18 protein-coding genes are annotated in these 18,216 nt (G+C 75.2%); 9 read left to right on the forward strand and 9 right to left on the reverse strand.

The window, feature by feature from the left end:
* Positions 1-100 precede the first annotated feature (100 nt).
* Positions 101-934, forward strand: coding sequence for a DUF4389 domain-containing protein (locus tag RMN57_RS03480; RefSeq protein ID WP_313761864.1), 834 nt, complete (start codon positions 101-103; stop codon positions 932-934).
* A gap of 60 nt (positions 935-994) precedes the next feature.
* Here RMN57_RS03480 and RMN57_RS03485 read toward each other — a convergent pair whose 3' ends face one another.
* The 4 genes from RMN57_RS03485 to RMN57_RS03500 all read right to left on the reverse strand — a co-directional run bounded on the left by RMN57_RS03485 (position 995) and on the right by RMN57_RS03500 (position 3,583).
* A complete protein-coding gene (locus RMN57_RS03485) occupies positions 995-1,645 on the reverse strand; it encodes a hypothetical protein (protein WP_313761865.1) in 651 nt (216 codons plus the stop codon).
* The gene (locus tag RMN57_RS03490; RefSeq protein ID WP_313761866.1) at positions 1,642-2,007 is read right to left on the reverse strand and encodes a metal-binding protein; all 366 of its coding nucleotides are present in this window, start codon (positions 2,005-2,007) and stop codon (positions 1,642-1,644) included. The genes RMN57_RS03485 and RMN57_RS03490 overlap by 4 nt, the downstream gene beginning before the upstream one ends.
* An 11-nt stretch (positions 2,008-2,018) precedes the next feature.
* Positions 2,019-2,741, reverse strand: coding sequence for a 2OG-Fe(II) oxygenase (locus RMN57_RS03495; protein ID WP_313767703.1), 723 nt, complete (start codon positions 2,739-2,741; stop codon positions 2,019-2,021).
* Between the two features lie 356 nt (positions 2,742-3,097).
* On the reverse strand, positions 3,098-3,583 hold the full coding sequence (locus RMN57_RS03500) for a hypothetical protein (protein ID WP_313761867.1): 486 nt from the start codon (positions 3,581-3,583) through the stop codon (positions 3,098-3,100).
* 317 nt (positions 3,584-3,900) lie between these two features.
* Here RMN57_RS03500 and RMN57_RS03505 point away from each other — a divergent pair, with 317 nt between their 5' ends.
* The gene (locus tag RMN57_RS03505; RefSeq protein WP_313761868.1) at positions 3,901-4,470 is read left to right on the forward strand and encodes a GNAT family N-acetyltransferase; all 570 of its coding nucleotides are present in this window, start codon (positions 3,901-3,903) and stop codon (positions 4,468-4,470) included.
* Positions 4,471-4,666: 196 nt separating this feature from the next.
* Here the strand turns inward: RMN57_RS03505 and RMN57_RS03510 are convergent, their stop codons facing one another.
* Positions 4,667-5,233, reverse strand: a complete 567-nt coding sequence (locus tag RMN57_RS03510) for a TetR/AcrR family transcriptional regulator (protein ID WP_313761869.1) — start codon at positions 5,231-5,233, stop codon at positions 4,667-4,669.
* Between the two features lie 87 nt (positions 5,234-5,320).
* Here RMN57_RS03510 and RMN57_RS03515 point away from each other — a divergent pair, with 87 nt between their 5' ends.
* Positions 5,321-5,782: a nuclear transport factor 2 family protein gene (locus RMN57_RS03515; RefSeq protein ID WP_313761870.1), complete on the forward strand. Its 462-nt coding sequence runs from the start codon at positions 5,321-5,323 to the stop codon at positions 5,780-5,782.
* A gap of 111 nt (positions 5,783-5,893) precedes the next feature.
* Here RMN57_RS03515 and RMN57_RS03520 read toward each other — a convergent pair whose 3' ends face one another.
* The gene (locus RMN57_RS03520) at positions 5,894-7,423 is read right to left on the reverse strand and encodes a carboxylesterase family protein (protein ID WP_313761871.1); all 1,530 of its coding nucleotides are present in this window, start codon (positions 7,421-7,423) and stop codon (positions 5,894-5,896) included.
* 265 nt (positions 7,424-7,688) lie between these two features.
* On the reverse strand, positions 7,689-8,258 hold the full coding sequence (locus RMN57_RS03525) for a WHG domain-containing protein (RefSeq protein ID WP_313761872.1): 570 nt from the start codon (positions 8,256-8,258) through the stop codon (positions 7,689-7,691).
* Positions 8,259-8,329: 71 nt separating this feature from the next.
* Here RMN57_RS03525 and RMN57_RS03530 point away from each other — a divergent pair, with 71 nt between their 5' ends.
* On the forward strand, positions 8,330-8,815 hold the full coding sequence (locus RMN57_RS03530) for an FBP domain-containing protein (RefSeq protein WP_313761873.1): 486 nt from the start codon (positions 8,330-8,332) through the stop codon (positions 8,813-8,815).
* Positions 8,816-9,035: 220 nt separating this feature from the next.
* On the opposite strand, the gene RMN57_RS03535 is transcribed toward RMN57_RS03530, so the two are convergent.
* Complete coding sequence (locus RMN57_RS03535) at positions 9,036-9,449, reverse strand: DUF5132 domain-containing protein (protein WP_313761874.1); 414 nt, start codon at positions 9,447-9,449, stop codon at positions 9,036-9,038.
* 298 nt (positions 9,450-9,747) lie between these two features.
* Positions 9,748-11,448 carry a DUF885 domain-containing protein gene (locus tag RMN57_RS03540; protein ID WP_313761875.1) on the reverse strand — a complete coding sequence of 567 codons (1,701 nt, stop codon included), beginning with the start codon at positions 11,446-11,448 and terminating at the stop codon, positions 9,748-9,750.
* Between the two features lie 209 nt (positions 11,449-11,657).
* Here RMN57_RS03540 and RMN57_RS03545 point away from each other — a divergent pair, with 209 nt between their 5' ends.
* From RMN57_RS03545 to RMN57_RS03565, 5 genes are read left to right on the forward strand one after another with little or no spacing between them, the layout of a single operon-like run.
* Positions 11,658-13,235: an ABC transporter substrate-binding protein gene (locus tag RMN57_RS03545; RefSeq protein ID WP_313761876.1), complete on the forward strand. Its 1,578-nt coding sequence runs from the start codon at positions 11,658-11,660 to the stop codon at positions 13,233-13,235.
* Between the two features lie 14 nt (positions 13,236-13,249).
* Entirely contained in the window at positions 13,250-14,218 is a 969-nt protein-coding gene (locus RMN57_RS03550; RefSeq protein WP_313761877.1) for an ABC transporter permease, read from the forward strand.
* A 2-nt stretch (positions 14,219-14,220) separates the two neighbouring features.
* A complete protein-coding gene (locus RMN57_RS03555) occupies positions 14,221-16,098 on the forward strand; it encodes an oligopeptide/dipeptide ABC transporter ATP-binding protein (protein WP_313761878.1) in 1,878 nt (625 codons plus the stop codon).
* Entirely contained in the window at positions 16,095-16,901 is an 807-nt protein-coding gene (locus RMN57_RS03560; RefSeq protein WP_313761879.1) for an ATP-binding cassette domain-containing protein, read from the forward strand. The genes RMN57_RS03555 and RMN57_RS03560 overlap by 4 nt, the downstream gene beginning before the upstream one ends.
* Positions 16,898-18,202, forward strand: coding sequence for an FAD-dependent oxidoreductase (locus RMN57_RS03565; protein WP_313761880.1), 1,305 nt, complete (start codon positions 16,898-16,900; stop codon positions 18,200-18,202). Before RMN57_RS03560 ends, RMN57_RS03565 begins: the two co-directional genes overlap by 4 nt.
* Positions 18,203-18,216: the final 14 nt, after the last annotated feature.

Genomic DNA, 18,216 nt, shown 5'->3' on the forward strand with positions numbered 1-18,216 from the left:
CCGGCGCAGTGCAGCGCGCGGAACCGCCGGGTGGCTGCGATCTTCGGAGCAGGTCGCGGCGAGACCGCCGCCCGCCTGGTGTCGAGACCTGGAGGCCCGGATGTGGCAGGCTCCCCCCGCACCCCCACCCTTCGCGACCGAGTGGTTGCCGGTGCTGGACATGCCCAAGCCCGGGGAACAGAACCGGTTGACCGTGCTGTTCCGGATCCTGCTGCTGATCCCGCAGTTCATCGTGGTCTGGGTGCTGTCCGTGGTGGCGTTCTTCGTCGCCGTGATCGGCTGGTTCGGAGCGCTCGTCCTCGGTCGGCTGCCGATGTTCGCGGCGGACTACCTCTCCGGCTACGTGCCGTACGAGACCCGGGTGACCACCTACCTGATGCTCACCCACGACAGCTACCCGCCCTTCCGGTTCCGCACCCCCGAGTACCCCGTCCAGGTCGAGCTGCGGCCCGGTGAGCTCAACCGGCTCGCCGTGTTCTTCCGGCTCATCCTGGTCATCCCGGCGGCCATCATCCAGGGGGTGGTGTTCGCGGGGTGGTGGATGGTGGCGCTCATCAGCTGGGTGGTGGTCCTGGTGCTCGGGCGGATGCCGGAGCCGCTGTTCGAGTCGACCGCGGCGATCCTGCGCTACCGGATGCGGTACATGGCGTACCTGCTGATGCTCACCCCGGCCTACCCGAAGCGGCTGTTCGGCGACGAGCCGGGCGAGGCGGAGGGCGGTCCCGTCTCGGCGACCCGGCCGCTGGTGCTGAGCGGTGGCGGGCGTGGGCTCCTGGTGGTCTTCATCATCCTCGGCATCGTGTCGTGGGGCGCCAGCTCGATCACCGCATCGATCGACGACGACGACGAGAGCAAGCACGTCAGCGGCCCCCTGGTGCCGGGGCCGCCGGTCCCCGGCCCGTTCGGGCGCGTCCCGCCGGGCGCGACCCGCTGAGGTCGGGCACCCGGCGCCGAGCAGGGACGGCAGTCGGTTCCCGTGCCCGCGCCCCGGCGGTCAGCGCCGGAGCACGGGGCCGGCCGGGTCGGTGGTGAGCCAGCCACCACGGATCGTCCAGGTGCCCCCGTCCGCGGCGGCGCCCCGCACGCCGTCCAGGACGTCGGGGCCCGCCAGGGCGACGGCCCGCGGTTCGGACAGGGAGGCGAAGCCGAAGGTCCGCACCGGGGCCCAGTCGGTGCTCTGCGCCAGGCGACGGGCCAGCTGGGCCCAGCCCAGCGGCGCGGCAGCGATCACCCAGGCGTCCGGTGCCGGGGCGGTCAGGCGCCGGGCGGCGCGCAGCCACGAGGCCGCCTGCTCCGGCCAGTCGACGACGGCCAGCACTGCACCGCCGTCCGAGCCCTCCCGGTCCTCCGGGTCCCCCCGGCCCGCTCTGCCCTCCGGCTCTCCCCAGGCCTCGGCGAAGGCCTCGGCGGCGGCGCGGGAAGCGGCGTCGCGGCTGTGGCCGAGGACGACCGTGCGGATCCGCGGCCGCTGCGCCACGAGCAGACCGACGAGTGCCGCCACTTCGGCACCGGTGTGCGGGGCCGGCGGCGGGAGCGGACCGTAGGCGGTGGCTTCAGCGCCGCGGATCAGCGGCGACCGGGCCCGGTCACTCCCGACGGCGGTAGCGGTGAACGGGGTGCGGGAGGGGGTGCGGGAGGCGGTCACGACGGTCTCCTTCGGTGCGGATGTTCGGGCTGTCTCGACGCCTTCCACCGCCGGTACGCCGCGGGCAGGCAGACCGCGCACGGCCGGTAGCCCGCGGCGATCGCCGTCTGCTCGTCGGCGAAGAACACCCGGTGGCGGACGTAGCCTCCGGCGGCGATGGCCCGGCAGGCCGACGGGCAGTCGAGACGCCCGTAGAGCCGACCGCGCCGGTGGCCGGCGAGGGTGCCGGGCGTCTCACTGCGGTACGGCCGCCCGTCCGCGCCCAGCAGGGCGTACGGGCGGTCGCGGCGGGTCGGCGGATGCTCCCCGTAAGCTGGCCGCGCGGCCGGAGCCGTACCGCCCTCGCCCGTCGTCGCGGTCACCGGCGCCGCCCTCAGGCGTCGTGGAAGACGAGGCCGAGCGCGTGGCGACGCCCGGACCGGACGGTGCTGACGCCGTGCCGGACCGGCCCGGCCGACCAGCCGCGGGCGGAGCGCACCGGGCGGTCACGGGTGGTGAAGACGAGCCCGTGGCCCTGTTCCAGGACGGCGGCGGTGCCGCGCGACTGGGCCCGGGGGCGCTGCTCGACCAGCAGGAACTCCCCGCCGGTGTAGTCCCGGCCGTACCGGTCGAGGCCGATCACCACCTGCAGCGGGAAGACCAGGTCACCGAAGAGGTCCCGGTGCAGCGCGTTCCAGTCCCCGGCCTGGTAACGCAGCAGGATCTGCGACGCCTTGTCCTGCCCCGCCGCGTGGCAGCGCGCCAACCACTCGCCGAGGGTGTCCGGCCAAGGTGCCGGGCGGCCGAGCCGGTCGGCCCACGTGCGGGCGATGGTCAGCAGGTGCGGGTAGAGGGCCTCGCGCAGCGCGCGGACGGCCTCGGGCAACTCGTGGGTGAAGTAGCGGTAGCGGCCGGAGCCGAAGCGGTGGCGGGCCATGTCGACCGTGGTGCGGAAGCGTGCCGGTTCGTCGAAGAGCGCGGCCAGTTCGCCGCACTCGGCGGGGGTGAGGAGTTGCGGGGTGGGGGCGCAGCCGTGGGCGTCGAGCTCCCCGGCGAGGGCGGACCAGTCGGTGCTGTCGACGCGGCGGCGGAGCCGTTGGGCGGTCCGCCCGGCCAGGCGGCCGGCGGTGTGGCGGGCACCGGGCTCAGCGGTGCGGTCGGCGGTGCGGTCGGCGGTGCGCACGGCCGTCGACTCGGCCGTGGACTCGGCCGGACGGCCGCCGGACGCATCAGCAGACGCCTCGACGGGCGCCTCGGCGGAGGCGTCGGCGGCTCGGTCGGTGATCACGGTGGGTGTTCCTTCGAACGAGGACGGCGGGCGGCGGGAGGGCGGGCACGGGGTGGACCGGTCAGGTCCACTCCCCCGGCACCGTCCAATCTGCGGCACCGGGCGCCCCGAGTCCGGCGGGATTCGGACCTGGCGTTCCGCCGGTGGCGACCGGACCGGCCGGTGGCGATCTCCGCCGGCCACGGTCAGTCCTCCACCGGGCCGATGTCCAGACGGGCCGCGCCGTGGAGCGCCTGGCCGTCCTCCCGTGCCTCCTCCAGGCTCCGGGTGAAGGCGTCGATCCGCTCCTGCGGCGGCAGGGTCATCAGCCCGGGCGGCCACGTCCCCGGCGGCACGACGATCACGGCCACCTCCTGCCGCTCCGCGGCGGCCGCCAGCCAGCCCGGGGAGGCCACCACCGGGGAGGCGGGCTCCCAGATCTGTCGGCCGCCCACCAGCACCAGGCGGGCCAGCAACGGTCCGCGCACCTCCACCACGGCGGTGGTGACCGGCGGATCACCCGCCGCGAGCAGGAAGCCGCTGTCCACGACGTTCTCCAGCAGCTCGCCGTGCAGGCGGGGGCCCACCTCCACGATCACCTCCGCGAAGGGCAGCCCGTCCGTGGCCTCGCGCACCGCGAGTGCCCACACCATCGGCGCCCTGGCCGCGCCGTCGTCGCCATCACCGACCATGCCCACTCCAACGAGCCGCCCGCCCCGGGGCAGCGGCCCTCGTCGCCGGGGCCCCGGGCGCGACACCGCCCGGTCGGGCGGGCGAGCCGCGTACGGCGGGTGTCCCCGGGAACAACCACTCCGATCGAACAACCACTCCGCGCGGCGCTGTCATCCACGCCGGGTCGGCGGCGTCGGGGCGGAGCAGCGCGCCCGGTCACGCTCCGTCGCCACGGAGGGCGGCCCGGCCACAGCGTGTCGCGGCGCGCACCGGGCCGGCCCGCAACCGACGGCCCCGTTCCGGTCGCCTCCTCTCGCAGGCACGGACGGCCGAGGGCATGATGACCAGCAGGGAGTGCGAGGAGGTGCGGACCATGGACGTCTCGCTGACCACCGACCGGCTCATCGTCCGGAACTGGTCCGTCGACGACGCCGAGCAGGCGCTGGCGATCTACGGCTCGCCGGACGTGGCCCGCTGGCTGACCCCGGTCATGGACCGGGTCGGGGACGTCGCCGCGATGCGGTCCGTCCTCCAGGCCTGGCAGGAAGCGCAGCCGAACCTGCCGCCGCCCCGTGGGCGCTGGGCCGTGGAGCGCAAGGAGGACGGCGCGGTCGTCGGCGGTCTCGGGATCCGGCTGCTGCCGCCGTTCGAGGACGATCTGGAGATGAGCTGGCAGCTGGCTCCCGACGCGTGGGGCAAGGGCTACGCGACGGAGGCCGGGCGCGCGTTGATCGCCTGGGCGTTCACGCAGGACGCCGAGGAGCTCTTCGCCGTCGCGCGGCCGACCAACACCCGGGCCATCGCCATGGCACGGCGGCTCGGCATGGAGTGGGTGGGCGAGACCACCAAGTACTACGGCCTCAACCTGCAGGTCTACCGGATCCGCCCGAGCGACCTGGTCTCCTGACCCCGGCCCGACCTCCACCCGCGCACAACCGCCCCACCTCCCACCCGCCGCGGCGTCCCCGGGAGCCGGGGCACCCACTCCTGCGTGGCACAGACGCCACATCTGCGACACCGCCACCCCGACCGCTCCGCCGGGCGGCCGCCGAGCGCGGCCGGGCCTCCCGCAGCGGCACGGACCCGCCGGGGAGCGGCCCGGGTCAGGGGGTGGCCAGGAGGGTGGCGGCGGCTGCGCGGGCGTGGGTGGCCGGGGTCGGGTCGCCGGTGATGGCGGCCGTCACGATGGCGCCCTCGGCGAGCAGGTGGACCGGTTCGACGACCGGCAGCCCGGTGGCGTGGACCCAGCCTGCGATCTGGTCGTGGAACGCCTGCTTGTGCGAACGGACCTCGGCCAGCACCGCCTCGGACGACGGCGCCAGTTCGCCGAAGGCGTTGATCCAGGCGCAGCCGCGGAAGCCGGGCTCCGCGAACCACCCGGCGAGCCAGTCGAAGACCGCGAGCACCCGCTCGCGCGGGTCGCCGACCTGCTCGACGTGGGCGGCCAGCCGGCCGCGCCACCGCTCGTCGCGCCGCTGGAGCACCGCCACCACGAGGTCCTCCTTCGCCGCGAAGAGCCGGTAGATGCGCTTCAGCGGCAGGCCGGAGGCCGTGCGGACCTCGTCCATGCCGACGGCCTGGATGCCCTTCTCGTAGTAGAGCCGCTCGGCGGCGTCGAGCAGGGCCGTGCGGTCCAGCCGGGTCTGCTCCTCGGTGATCGGGGCCGGCATGCGGGTCTCCTTGACGTTGAGAACGATCGTTTCCTATCGTAGGCGCAAGCGATCGAGAACGTACGTTCTCAACACCAGGAGGCCGTCATGCCCGAAGCCCGCCCGCCCTTCCCGCCGTTCACGCACGAGACCGCCCTGCAGAAGGTGCAGGCCGCCGAGGACGCCTGGAACTCCCGCGACCCCGAGCGGGTGGCCCTCGCCTACACGCCGGACTCGGCCTGGCGGAACCGGGACGCCTTCGTCAACGGGCGCGAGGAGATCGTCGCCTTCCTGACCCGCAAGTGGGAGCGCGAACTGGACTACGCGCTGCGCAAGAGCCTCTGGAGCTTCGACGGGAACCGGATCGCCGTCCGCTTCCAGTACGAGTGGCACGACGCGGACGGCCAGTGGTGGCGCAGCTACGGCAATGAGCTGTGGGAGTTCGACGAGGACGGCCTCATGCGGCGGCGCGAGGCGAGCATCAACGACGTCGCCATCACCGCGGCCGAGCGCCGCATCCACGGCCCCCGCCCGGCGGACGAGTCCGGGGTGGACTTCCCGCTCCGGTAGACCGGGTCAAGGGCCGGGCCGGTCGGCTGTCGGCCGGTGGCCACAGCCGACCGGCAGGGCGCCCAAACAGCCGGTGGGTCGGCCGGCGGGTCGGCGGCACACCGGGGACCCCTACCGACCCATCAGCGTCAACACGGGGAAGGTGTGGTCCTGCCAGATCAGGCGGGAGGTCTCCTCCGGATAGACGGCGACGGTCGGGTGGGCGTCGAAGAGCCGCACCAGTCGCCGCTCACCGTCGTACGCCGGCCAGCCGGGGTCACCGTCGGCGGCGAACGCCGTCCACGCGGCGCGCATCCGGGCGGACAGCGTCACCGCCTCCGGGGAAGGGCTCTCGCCGATCAGCGCGGCGGGCTGGCCGCGGTCCAGGTTGCCGAAGACGAGCGGGACGTCGAGGCCGTGGCAGGCGCCGAAGACGCCGTCCATCCCCGGGGCGGGCCAGGTCAGCTCGTAGACGTGGGCTCGACCACCGCCGGCGGCCCGGGCCCGGGCGAGGTGGAGGCTCGGCATGCGGAACAGCCAGTCGGACTGCACCAGTTCGTACAGCTCGTCCGGGCCCGCGGCCGGGAAGCCGTCGCGGTAGCGGCGGCCGCCGTGCGGTCCGGGAGCGAAGACGTCCAGGGCGGTCGCCGCCTGCTCGGGCGTCACCTGGCCGAGCAGGCCGTCGAGCACGGTGAGCAGCCGCTGTTCGTCGCGGGTGTGACCGACCAGGAGGTCGACGTCCCGTCCGGCGCCGTCGGCGAGGGCCTGCCAGGGCGTCACCGGCAGCACGTCGCCCTCGACCACCGGCGAGAACAGGATCGACCGCTGCGTGAGCCGGCCGCCCCAGCGCCGTTCCCACTGGACCGACCTGCTGCCGACCAGGTCGGCGGCGGCCGACAGCTCGGCCGGTGCAACCGCGGACAGGTCGGCCACCGTCGGCCGCAGACCCAGCTCGGCGGCGCAGGCGGCGGCGATGTCGGCGGCGAGTTCCGGCGAGAAGTACGTGCCCTGCACGCTCTGCGCGACGGCCCGCCGGAACAGCCCGGCCGCACGCGGCATCGCGAGCAGTGCGGCGACCGATCCGCCGCCCGCGGACTGACCGAAGACCGTCACGCGGTCCGGATCGCCTCCGAAGGCCCTGATGTTGTCGCGGACCCACTCCAGGGCGGTCACCTGGTCGAGCAGGCCCCGGTTGGCGGGCGCGCCCTCGATCTGGCCGAAACCCTCCAGTCCCACACGGTAGTTGAAGGTCACCACGACGACGCCGCCGTCACCCGCCAGGCGGGCGCCGTCGTACTCGGGAAGGCCGGACATGCCGACCGTGTAGGCGCCGCCCTGGATCCAGACCATCACCGGCAGCCCCGCGCCCGGGCCCGGCTCGGGCGACCAGACGTTGACCGTCAGCCAGTCGTCGCCCGGCTCGGCCGACGACCTGGCGGCCATGCCCAGCGCACCGCCCTGGACGGGCGGCGGTCCGTACGACACCGCCGACCGCACCCCCGCCCATCCCCGCACCGGCCTCGGCGCAGCGAACCGCAGTGCGCCGACCGGCGGCTCGGCGAACGGGATGCCGCGGAAGACCGACACTCCCGCCTCCCGGGTACCGCGCACCACCCCGACCGCGGCGCGGACCTCGGGCCCCTCGAATGTGTCGGCAGCCATCGCCACTCCCTCACCGGTCAGCCGCCCGGTCGGCCGGTCGGTCAGCCGATCAGCCGCCCGGTCAGCCGCCCGGTCAGCCGGTCAGATGGGACACGGAACGGGCAGGTCCGTCGAGCCGAACGCCCGCGACGTCCCGCCACTCGCAGCATCCCGCCGCCGCACGGTGCGCGCCAACCGATTTCCGCGGCCGGCCCCGGGCGCGGAGCCGTCCGGGGCGGGCTTCCGGCCACCGCCCGCCGGGGTCCGCCCGCCGGCACCGCCGCGGTCAGGCCTTCGGCCAGGTGCGCAGCAGGGCGTCGAGGGCGTCCAGGATGCGCGACCAGGTGTCCTCGGTGTCGCGCGGGGTGTGCTGGAAGCTCCCCCCGCGCTCCAGCGCCACGTAGCCGTGGAAGGTGCTGCCGAGCAGGCGGACGGCGTCGGTCTCGTCCGGCTCCGCGAGGTCGTAGCCGCGCAGGATCGCGCGGGTCATCTGCGCGTGCCGGACGCCGGCGCCGGCGCGCGCCACCTCCGGTTCGAGCCGGAGCTGCGCGGCGGCGTAGCGGCCGGGGTGTTCGCGGGCGTAGTCGCGGTAGGCGTTGGCGAAGGCGGTCAGGGCGTCCTTGCCGGCGCGCCCGGCCAGGGCCGCGGCGACGCGGTCGGCGAGTTCCTCCAGGGCGAGCAGGGCGATCCTCGTCTTGAGGTCCTGCGAGTTCTTGACGTGCGAGTAGAGGCTCGCGTCCTTGACGCCGAAGCGCCGCGCCAGCGCGGAGACCGTCACCTTGTCGAAGCCGACCTCGTCGGCCAGCTCCGCCCCCGCCCTGGTGAGTCGTTCCGTGTTCAGCCCTACGCGCGCCATGCCCTTCCCTCCGATCGCCTGAGGCCATAATACATTTGCCTAATGCCCCTAGGTAATTTACGTTGCCTCCTATGAAGATCCTGACCGAGCAAGAGATCCGTTCCGCCTTCGTGAACTGCACCAAGGGCGAGGCGACGCGCCTGCACGTACCCCGCGATCTGGCCGAACTCCCCTGGGACGACCTGGACTTCCTCGGCTGGCGGGACCCGCAGGCGCCCGACCGCGCCTACCTCGCGACCGAGCTGGACGGCCGTACGGTCGCGGTCGCACTGCGCTCCTCCGGCGCCGCCGCCTGGCAGGCCCGGCGCAGCATCTGCTCGCTCTGCGTGACCACCCACACCGGGGGCGTCTCACTGCTGGTCGCCCCCCGGGCCGGGAAGGCCGGCAAGCAGGGCAACTCCGTCGGCGCGTACATCTGCTCCGACCTCGCCTGCTCGCTCTACGTGCGCGGCAAGCGGGAGATCGGCACCCGGTTGCACGAGTCGCTCACCGTCGAGGAGAAGATCCGGCGCACCGAGGTCAACCTCGCGGCCTTCGTCGCCCGGGTCACCGCGTAACGGAGGCCGGGAGCCATCCCGGCGATGGAACGTGCACGATCAGCTGTTCTGCCAAGGTCGCGAGAACTGTCGCGGATACGAGCCAGTCGCACGACCGGGCGAAAACGGCGAAAGGGCCGACAGTGCAGCCGCTGCACTTCGGCCGGCCGCCACCCGAGCTCATTTCTCCGAGCACGCTCGGAAATTCACCCGGGCGGCGGCCGGAACGCCGGAAGAACCGTCAGTGCGCCTTGCCGACGGCGGCGGTCGCGCGGATCCTCGGCCCCCTCGACCCGCTCTCGGGCCGACCGGCGGCCTCGGCCGGACGCGCAGCCTCGGACGAAGGTGCGGCCTCGGCCGGGCGCGCGGCCTCGGCCGTCTCACCGTGCTGGACGCCGTTCCCGGCGGCGGTCAGTCGGCCGTCGCCCGAACGGGCCCGGGTGTCACCGGCGGCGACCTGCGCCGCCCTCATGTCGGCGGCCACCTCGGCCGCGAGGTCATGGATGTTCTCCCCGGCCTCCTGGGCCGCCTTCTTCACCTCCAGCGCAAGGCCGACGGACGTCTTGACGACGCCGCGCACCAGCGGCTTGAGGACACGTTTGGCCAGTGGTGCGACGACGAGGCCGACCAGGAAGGGCGGTACTACGGGCGGCATGATGCTCCATCCTCTCTACGCATACGTATGACAGGTAACCCGGGCACTGCGCACACCGGAGCAGCGCACAGCCGGGCGGGCGGAAGCATTCCCCCTCGGAATCCGGGATTCACCCACTGAACGGAATTCCAGGTCGATGGCGTCCGCCGCCCGGTCTTCCGGTCACCGTAGTCGAACCATGCCCGTCGGAGTCGAACGCCTTTCCCGGGTTCACCCGTGCGAGCGCTCACCACCGTCCCGCGTGAAAGTGCATTGCGCGTGCACCCCATGACAAAGAATGCTCGTCACATCTTCGTACTCAATGACTGATGTCGAGTTCGCGCGCGACCCGCCGCCGGAGGGCCGGGAACGGCAGCCCGCCGCCTCCCAGCACCGCCTCGTGGAAGGCCCGCACGTCGAACCCGGCGCCCAGCTCCGCCTCGGCGTCGGCCCGCACCCGCCCGAACTCCAGGAAGCCCGCGCGGTAGGAGAGCGCCTGCCCCGGCAGGTCCGTCGAGTACCGCAGCAGGTCGGAGGCGATCTGGCCGTCCGCCTCGGTGGAGTTGGCCCGCATGAACTCCCGCGCCTGCTCCAGGTCCATCGTCCCGAGGTTGAGCCCGGTGTCGACGACGAGGCGCTGCGCCGTGAAGCGCTCCTGCGCCAGGCGCCCGTAGGCGTCCCACGGATCGTCGTAGAGGCCCATCTCCCAGCCCAGGCCGGCCGCGTACTCGGCCCAGCCCTCGTTGAACGCTCCGAACTCCGCTACCTCGCGGCGCAGTTGCGGCAGCGCGTGGTTCTCCGCCTGCCGGGCGAGGTGGAAGTGGTGCCCCGGCGCCAGCTCGTGGTAGATCAGGGAGGCGGAGCCGAGCAGCGACCTCCGGTCCAGGTCCGAGCCGTTGTAGCGGTAGCGCCCGATCGGGCCGGCCGCGGTCGGCGGCTCGTAGTACCCGAAGGTCATCCCGGCCTCCAGCGCCGGGTCCAGCCGGGCCAGCCCGTACGGCGCGGCGGGCAGGGCGGCGAACCACCGCGGCAACACCGGGGCCAGCCGGTCGAGGTGGCCGCGGAACCGGGCCTCGACCTCCTCCGGCGTCCGGGCGTACAGCCGGGGCTCCGTCCGCAGCCGGTCGTGGAACTCCTCCTCGGGGCCGGGGAAGCCCAGGGTCGTCCGCACCTCCCGCATCCGCTCGGCGAGCTCCCGGCACTGGTCGCGGCCGAGTTCGTGGAGCCGCTCCGGCGCGGCGCCGTCCCCGGTGTGGGTCCGGACGAACTCCCGGTACGCCTCCTCGCCTCCCCGGTACCGCGCCCAGCCGACCTCCGGCGGCGCCTCGCGCAGGTAGGAGGGGTCGTCGACGAGGGCGAGCAGGCGGTCGAAGGCCGGCGCCAACTCGGTGTCCACCAGGCGCTGTACGGCGTCCCGAAGGCGTCCGCGCCCGGCCGGACCCAGTGCACCGAGCCGGTCCTCGCCCACCTCGACCCGGCGCGCCACGGAGGCCCGCAGGCTCGCGATGGTGGTACGCGCCCCGGCCAGGGCCGGAGCGGGCACCCGGAAGCCGCGGGCGGCCTGCGCCGCCGCCTTGTCGCCGATCGAGCCGACCACCCGGGCCAGCTCGTGGACCAGTGCCGAGTACCGATCGGCGTCCGGCGGTTCGGCGAACCGGAAGGTCCGCAGCACCGCGTCGGTGTACAGCGAGAGCGGAAACAGCCGGTACGGCGTGGCGGCGGGCGTCAGCCAGTGGCAGCGGAAGGCGCTCAGCTCCTGCTCGGCCAGCCCGGCCAGGAAGGCGGCGGTGTCCGCGTCGGCGCCGGACGGCTCCGCGCCGTCGAGCGCCCGCACCTCGTCCAGCACACCGCCGGCGAACCGCGCCCGCTCTTCGGCCTCGGCGAGCGACGCCCCCGGCAGCGTCTCGACCGGGAGCCCCTGGCGGACCCTCAGCAGCGGTTCCCGCTCCAGCAGGAACTCCCAGTAGCGGTCCGCCAGACGGCCGATAGCGCGGCCCGGTTCGTTCGTCCTCGTGCTCATGCGGCCAGTCTGGCGACGGCGGACCCGTCCGGCGGTCCGGACGGCCGAGCCGGGGCGCCGCTGTCCCTCGAACGGGTGAGGCGCGGCGGCCGCCGTCGCCCGCGCCCACCGCCGGAGGCCAGGCGGGAGGCCTTTCGGGCGACTCGAACGACCTTTCTACGTAGACGAGTTGACTCGCCACCGGCAAGGCCCGGTGGCACCATGGCGCCATGCCCCGTCGCGCCCTGCCGGTCCCCCTGGTGGTCGCCGTGACCGCCGCCGCACTGGCCGGCTGCGCGAGCGCCGCCCGGTCCTCGACGACCACGCCCCTGGTCGAGCGCGGGACCGTCCGGATCGCCGTGTCCAGCGAGACCCCGAGCTTCGACCCGTACTCGGCCTTCGGCGCCGCCCAGGCCCGCTACGCGTACGACTCGCTGGTCAACCTCGCCGCCGACGGCAGCCTGGTCTCCGGCCTCGCCTCGTCCTGGCGGGCCACGACCACCACGGCCGCCTTCACCCTCCGCCCGGGCATCACCTGCTCCGACGGCACGCCCCTCACCGCCTCCGCGGTGGCCAGGGCGCTGACGTACGCGGGCGACCCGGCCAACCAGCTCGCCGGTGCGCGGACCGTCCTCCCCGACGTCCCGTTCACCGCGAGCGCCGACGACGCGACCGGCACGGTGTCCGCGACCACCGCCACCCCGTTCCCCTTCCTCACCCGCACGCTCGGCCTGCTGCCCGTCGTCTGCCCGGCCGGACTCGACCGCCCCGGGTCGCTGGACCGCGCCACCCAGGGCACCGGCCCGTACGTCCTGACCCGCTACACGCCCGGCGGTCCGTACGAGTTCACCGTCCGCGACGGCTACGCCTGGGGGCCCGCCGGGGCGACGACGGCGGAGCCCGGCCTCCCCGCACGCATCGTCGTCTCGGTGGTGCCCCAGGCGTCCACGGCGGCGAACCTGCTGCTCACCGGGGGCGTCGAGATCGCGAACGTGAACGGACCGGACCGGTCCCGGCTCACCGGCCACGGCCTCGCCACCACCGACGTGGCGACCGTCGTCGGGCTGACCTTCCTCAACCAGCGCCCCGGCCGGGTGCTCGCCGACCCGGCACTGCGCCGGGCCCTGGTGTCGGCGCTCGACCGCCAGGGGCTCGCCAACGTCGCCGTCGGCGGCACCGGCCGGCCCGCCACCGACTTCGGCGCCGAGGGCGCCGTCTGCCACGCGGACCTCGCCGCCGCCAACCTGCCGGCGCAGGACGCCGCCGGGGCCCTGCGCGCCGCCGGCTGGACCCGCACCGGCGACGGCCCGCTGACCAGGGACGGCCGGCCGCTGCGGCTGCGCCTGATCACCAGCCCCGACCTCGGCCCCACCCTGCCGTCCGTCGCCGAGCTGATGGCGCGCAGCTGGACGGCGCTCGGCGCGGACGTCAGGCTGGTCACCGAGAGCCTGCCCGCCCTCGTCAACGCCATGTACCGCAGCGGCGACTTCGACGTCGTGGTCGGCACCTCACCGGGGTTCGCCCTGCCGGTCGGCTTCGTCCCGTTCTTCTCCGGCCCCGCCCCCGCCGAGGGCCTCAACTTCGCGGGCGTGACCAACCCCGCGTACGACGCGCTGGTCGCCCAGGCCCTCCAGGAGCCGGACACCGCCGGCTGCGACACCTGGAACCGGGCCACCGCCGCACTCCTCCGCTCGGCCGACGCCCTGCCGATCGCCGACGGCCGCAGCACCGTCTACGGCCGCCGCACCACCTTCGCCACCACCTTCGGCGGACAGCTCGTGCCCACCAGCATCCGCCTCCACCAGTGACCGGGGGAGCCACCGTGTCCGTGCCCCGGCTGCTGCGGCACCCCTGGACGGCCTTCCTCGGCCGCCGCGCCGCCCGGCTGCTCGTCTCCCTCGGGGTCGTGCTCACCGCGTCGTTCGCGATGATCCGCCTCGTCCCCGGCGACCCGGTCCGGGCCGCGCTCGGCGTCGACGCCGCCCCCGCGCTGGTGGCCGCCCGCAGGCACCGGCTCGGGCTCGACGCGCCATTCCTCGCCCAGTACCGCCAGTACCTCGGTGGCCTGCTGCACGGCGACCTCGGCACCTCGCTGGTCACCGACACACCCGTGGCCGAACTGGTCCGCACCCGGCTGCCCGCCACCCTGGAGATCGCCGGCCTCGCCTTCGCCGTCACCCTCGCGGTCGCACTGCCCTGCGGCCTGCTCGCCGCCGTCCGCACCCGCGACGGCCGGCATCCGCGCACCGAGCTGGCGTTCACGGCGGTCACCGCCGGGCTGGCCGGGGTGCCGGACTTCGTCCTGGCCGCCGGGCTGACCGCGCTGCTGGCCGTCGGCCTCCAGCTGCTCCCGGTGGCCGGCGCGACGGGCGCCGAGTCCTTCGTCCTGCCGGTCCTCGCGCTCTCCCTCGCGCCCACTGCCGTCCTGGCGCGCATCGTCCGGGCGGAGGCGCTGAAGGTGCTGGACGAGGACTACCTGCGCACCGCCCGGGCTAAGCGCCTCTCCCCCGCCCGCCGGTACCTGCGGCACGCGGCGCCGAACATGGCGACCGCCTCGCTCACCGTCGCCGGGAGCCTGCTGCCCGCCATGATCGCCGGCACGGTACTGGTCGAGAAGGTCTTCGCCTGGCCCGGCATCGGCTCGGCGATGGCGCAGTCCGTGGTCGCCCAGGACTACCCGGTGGTCCAGGCGATGGTGCTGATCCTGGGCACCACCGTGCTGCTCGCCGGCCTCCTGGTCGACGTCCTGCTGGCCCTGCTCGACCCGCGCTCGACGATCCGGGAGACGTGACCGTGCCCCCTCCACCCGGCCGCCCCCGCTCGCCCCTGGCGCTGGTCACGGCGGTCATGCTGGCGTCCCTGGTCCTGCTCGCGCTGGCGGGCCCGCTCCTCTGGGGCGCGGCCGCCGACCGGCCCGACCCCTCGGCGGTGCTGGAGGGCCCCTCCGCGGCGCACCCCTTCGGCACCGACAACCTCGGGCGGGACGTGCTCGCCCGGGTCCTGACGGCCACCCGGCCCTCCCTGCTGCTCGCGCTGACGGCCGTCCTGCTCGGCGCGGCCCCGGGCGTCCTGCTCGGGGCGTCCGCCGCCGTCGTCGGCCCCCGCGCCCGCCGGCTGGTCACCGCGCTGATCAACCTGCTGCTCGCCTTCCCGGCACTGCTGGTCGCGCTGTTCCTCGCGGTCGTGTTCGGCGCCGGCGCCGGCGGAGCCGTGCTCGCGCTCGCCGTCGCGGGCGTCCCCGGCTTCGCCCGGCTCGCCCAGACGCTCGCCGCCGGCGTCGCGGGCACCGATCACCTGGCCGCCGCCCGCGTCCTCGGCCTGCGCCGGCACCGCCTGCTCCACCGGCACGTCCTGCCCAACATCGCCGAGCCGCTGCTGCTGAGCACCACCACGGCAGCGGGCACGGCCCTCGTCGCACTCTCCGGCCTCAGCTTCCTCGGCCTCGGCGTGCAGCCGCCCGGCTACGACTGGGGACAGCTCCTCAACCAGGGGCTCGACCGCGTCTACGCACAGCCGCTGCCCGCGCTCGCCCCCGGCCTGGCCGTCCTCTACGCGGCGGTGACGTTCCAACTGCTCGGCGAGGTCCTGGCCGGCGGCGCCGCCCGGCGCAGCCCGGCACCCCGCACCGCCCCGCCGCCGACCGCGCCATGGGGGTCCCCCCGGCCGAAGGCCGGAGAAGGGCCCGCCGAGAACGGCCTCGTGCTCCAGGTCGAGGACCTCTGCGTCGAACTCCCCACCCCGGCCGGGACGATCCGGCCGGTGCGCGGCGTGAGCCTGTCCCTGCGCACCGGCGAGATCGTCGGGCTCGTCGGCGAGTCCGGCTCCGGCAAGTCGCTCACCGCGCTCGCGATCGCCGACCTGCTCCCGGACCGCGCCCGGGTGTCCCGGCGAACCCTGCGGCTGCTCGGCGCCGACCTCGCCGCCATGACGCCGAAGGAGCGCGACCGCCGTCTCGCGACCGGCCTGGCGATGGTCTTCCAGAACCCGGCCACGGCCCTCAACCCGTCACTGCGGGTCTCCACCCAGCTCACCGAGGCCGTCCGGACGCACCGCGGCGCGGGCCGCACCGAGGCCGTCCTGGACGCCTCGGACGCCCTGCGCCGGGTCGCCCTCCCCCCGGCGGTGCTGCGCGCCCGCCCCCACCAGCTCTCCGGCGGCCAGCGCCAGCGCGTGATGATCGCCGCCGCGCTCATGGTGCGGCCGGGCCTGGTCATCGCCGACGAGCCGACCACCGCCCTCGACGTCACCGTGCAGCGGCAGATCACCGGGCTGCTCTCCGACCTCCGGCGCGACACCTCCGCCGCCGTCCTGTTCATCAGCCACGACGTCGCTCTCGTGGGCGGGTTCTGCGACCGGGTCCTGGTGATGTACGCGGGCACCGTCGTCGAGGCGCTGCCCGCCGACCGGCTCGCCAGCGACGCCCGGCACCCCTACACCCGGGCGCTGGTCGCGTCGGTGCCGGACCTCACCGCGGACCGCGACCGGCCGCTGCCGACCGTGCCGGGCGCGCCGCCCGATCCGCTCGTGCCCGCCCCGGGCTGTGCGTTCGAGCCCCGCTGCCCCCGCCGCCAGGACCGCTGCGCCGAGCAGCCGCCCCCGCTGGAGAGCCTCGACGCGGCCCACCGGGTCGCGTGCTGGCTCCCGCTGCCCGCGGAGGCGATCGCACCTTGACCACCCTTCAGGTGTTCGACCTCACCGTGCGCCACGACGGTCCGCGCGGTCCGGTCACCGCGGTGGACGGCGTCTCGCTGGAGGTCCCGACCGGCAGCACGCTCGGGCTGGTGGGCGGGTCCGGCTCCGGGAAGTCCAGCCTGGCCCGCGCGGTCGTGGGCCTCGCCCCCGTGCACGGCGGCCGGATCCTGGTCGACGGCCGGGAGGTCCGCGGCCGCACCGTCCGCGCCCGGCGCCGGCTGGGCCGGCAGGTCCAGGTCGTCCTCCAGGATCCGGACACCGCGCTGGATCCGCGGATGACCGTCCGCCGGACGCTGACCGAAGCGGCCACCGTCTTCCACCGCCCCGACCGGCGGGCCCGGGCCTTGCGCGTCACCGCCCTGCTCGAACTCGTCGGGCTGGACCCCCGGCTCGCCGACCGCCTGCCGGGGCAGCTGTCGGGCGGGCAGCGCCAGCGGGTCGCCATCGCCCGCGCCCTGGCCGTCGAGCCCGGCCTGCTGATCGCCGACGAGATCACCTCGGCCCTCGACGTCTCGGTGCAGGCGGCGGTCCTCAACACGATGCGCGACCTGCAGCGGCGGCTGGGCCTGTCCATGCTGTTCATCGGCCACAACCTGCCCGCGGTCTGCTACGTCTCCGACGCGGTGGCCGTGATGCACCGCGGGCGGATCGTCGAGGCGGGCCCCACGCAGGCCCTGCTGCACGCCCCGCAACACCCCTACACCAAGGCCCTGCTCGCCGCCGTTCCCCGTCTGTCCGGTTCGTCGCGGGACGGTGCACCGTCCTCCGGGAGGTCCTCATGACCATCGGTCCACCGGACGCGGTGGTGGTCGGAGCCGGGGTGATCGGCGCCGCCGTCGCCCTCGAACTCGCCCGCACCGGACGGCAGGTCGTCGTCGTGGACAAGGCCGGCGCGGCCGGCCACGGCTCCACCGGCGCCTCCAGCGCGATCATCCGGTTCAACTACTCCACCTTCGACGGCGTCGCCACCGCCTGGGAGGCCCGCCACCTCTGGGCGTCCTGGCCCGACCACCTGCGACTCGGCGGCCACCGTCCGCTCGCCGCCCTCCGCCGCACCGGCGCCGTGCTGCTCGACGCCCCCGGCGCCGGGCTGTCGGCCGCCACCACCCTGTTCGAGCGCGCCGGCGTCCCGTACGAGCGGTGGGACGCCCCGACGCTGCGCGGGCGCCTTCCCGGGATCGACCCCGGGCGGTACTGGCCGCCGAAGCCGGTGGACGACGACGCCTTCTTCGCCGGCCCCGCCGGAGAGCTCGGGGCGGTGTTCACCCCGGACGCCGGGTTCGTCGACGATCCGCAGCTCGCCGCGCAGAACCTCGCCGACGCGGCGGGCGGGCTGGGCGCGCGCTTCCTGTTCCACCACACCGTGGTGGCCGTCGACCGGCAGGCGGACCGGGTCGTGGGCGTCCGCCTGGCCGACGGGGCGCGGATCGCCGCGCCGGTCGTGGTCAACGCCGCCGGACCGTGGTCGGGCGGGCTCAACCGGCTGGCGGGCGTCGGGAGCGACTTCACGGTCGGCGTGCGCCCGCTGCGCGAGGAGGTCCACCAGGTCGCCGCGCCGAGCGGGTACACCACCGGCGGCGGCCCCGTCGTCGCCGACCTGGACCTCGGCACCTACCTGCGCGCGGCCTCCGGCGGCCAGCTGCTGGTCGGCGGCACGCAGCCGGCCTGCGACCCGCCGGAGTGGATCGACGACCCGGACGAGGCCGACCCGCGCCCCACCGCCCGCCGTTTCCGGGCGCAGGTGACCCGGGCGGCCCGCCGCTTCCCGGAGATCGGCGTCCCCGGCCGGCCGCTCGGGGTCGCGGGCGTGTACGACGCCGCCGACGACTGGACCCCGATCTACGACCGCACCGAGCTGGACGGCTACTACGTCGCGATGGGCACCAGCGGCAACCAGTTCAAGAACGCCCCGCTGGTCGGCCGCTACCTCGCGGCCCTGATCGACCGGGTCGAGGCCGGCCACGACCACGACCGCGAACCCGTCCGGTACCGCTGCGAACACACCGGCAACGTCGTGGACCTGGGTGCCTTCTCACGCCGGCGGGCGGTCCGGGCGGACGCCGCGCGGACGGTCATGGGCTGACCGGGCACGCGGAC

It is taken from the genome of Kitasatospora sp. CM 4170, from assembly GCF_032110285.1.
Lineage (GTDB): Bacteria > Actinomycetota > Actinomycetes > Streptomycetales > Streptomycetaceae > Kitasatospora > Kitasatospora aburaviensis.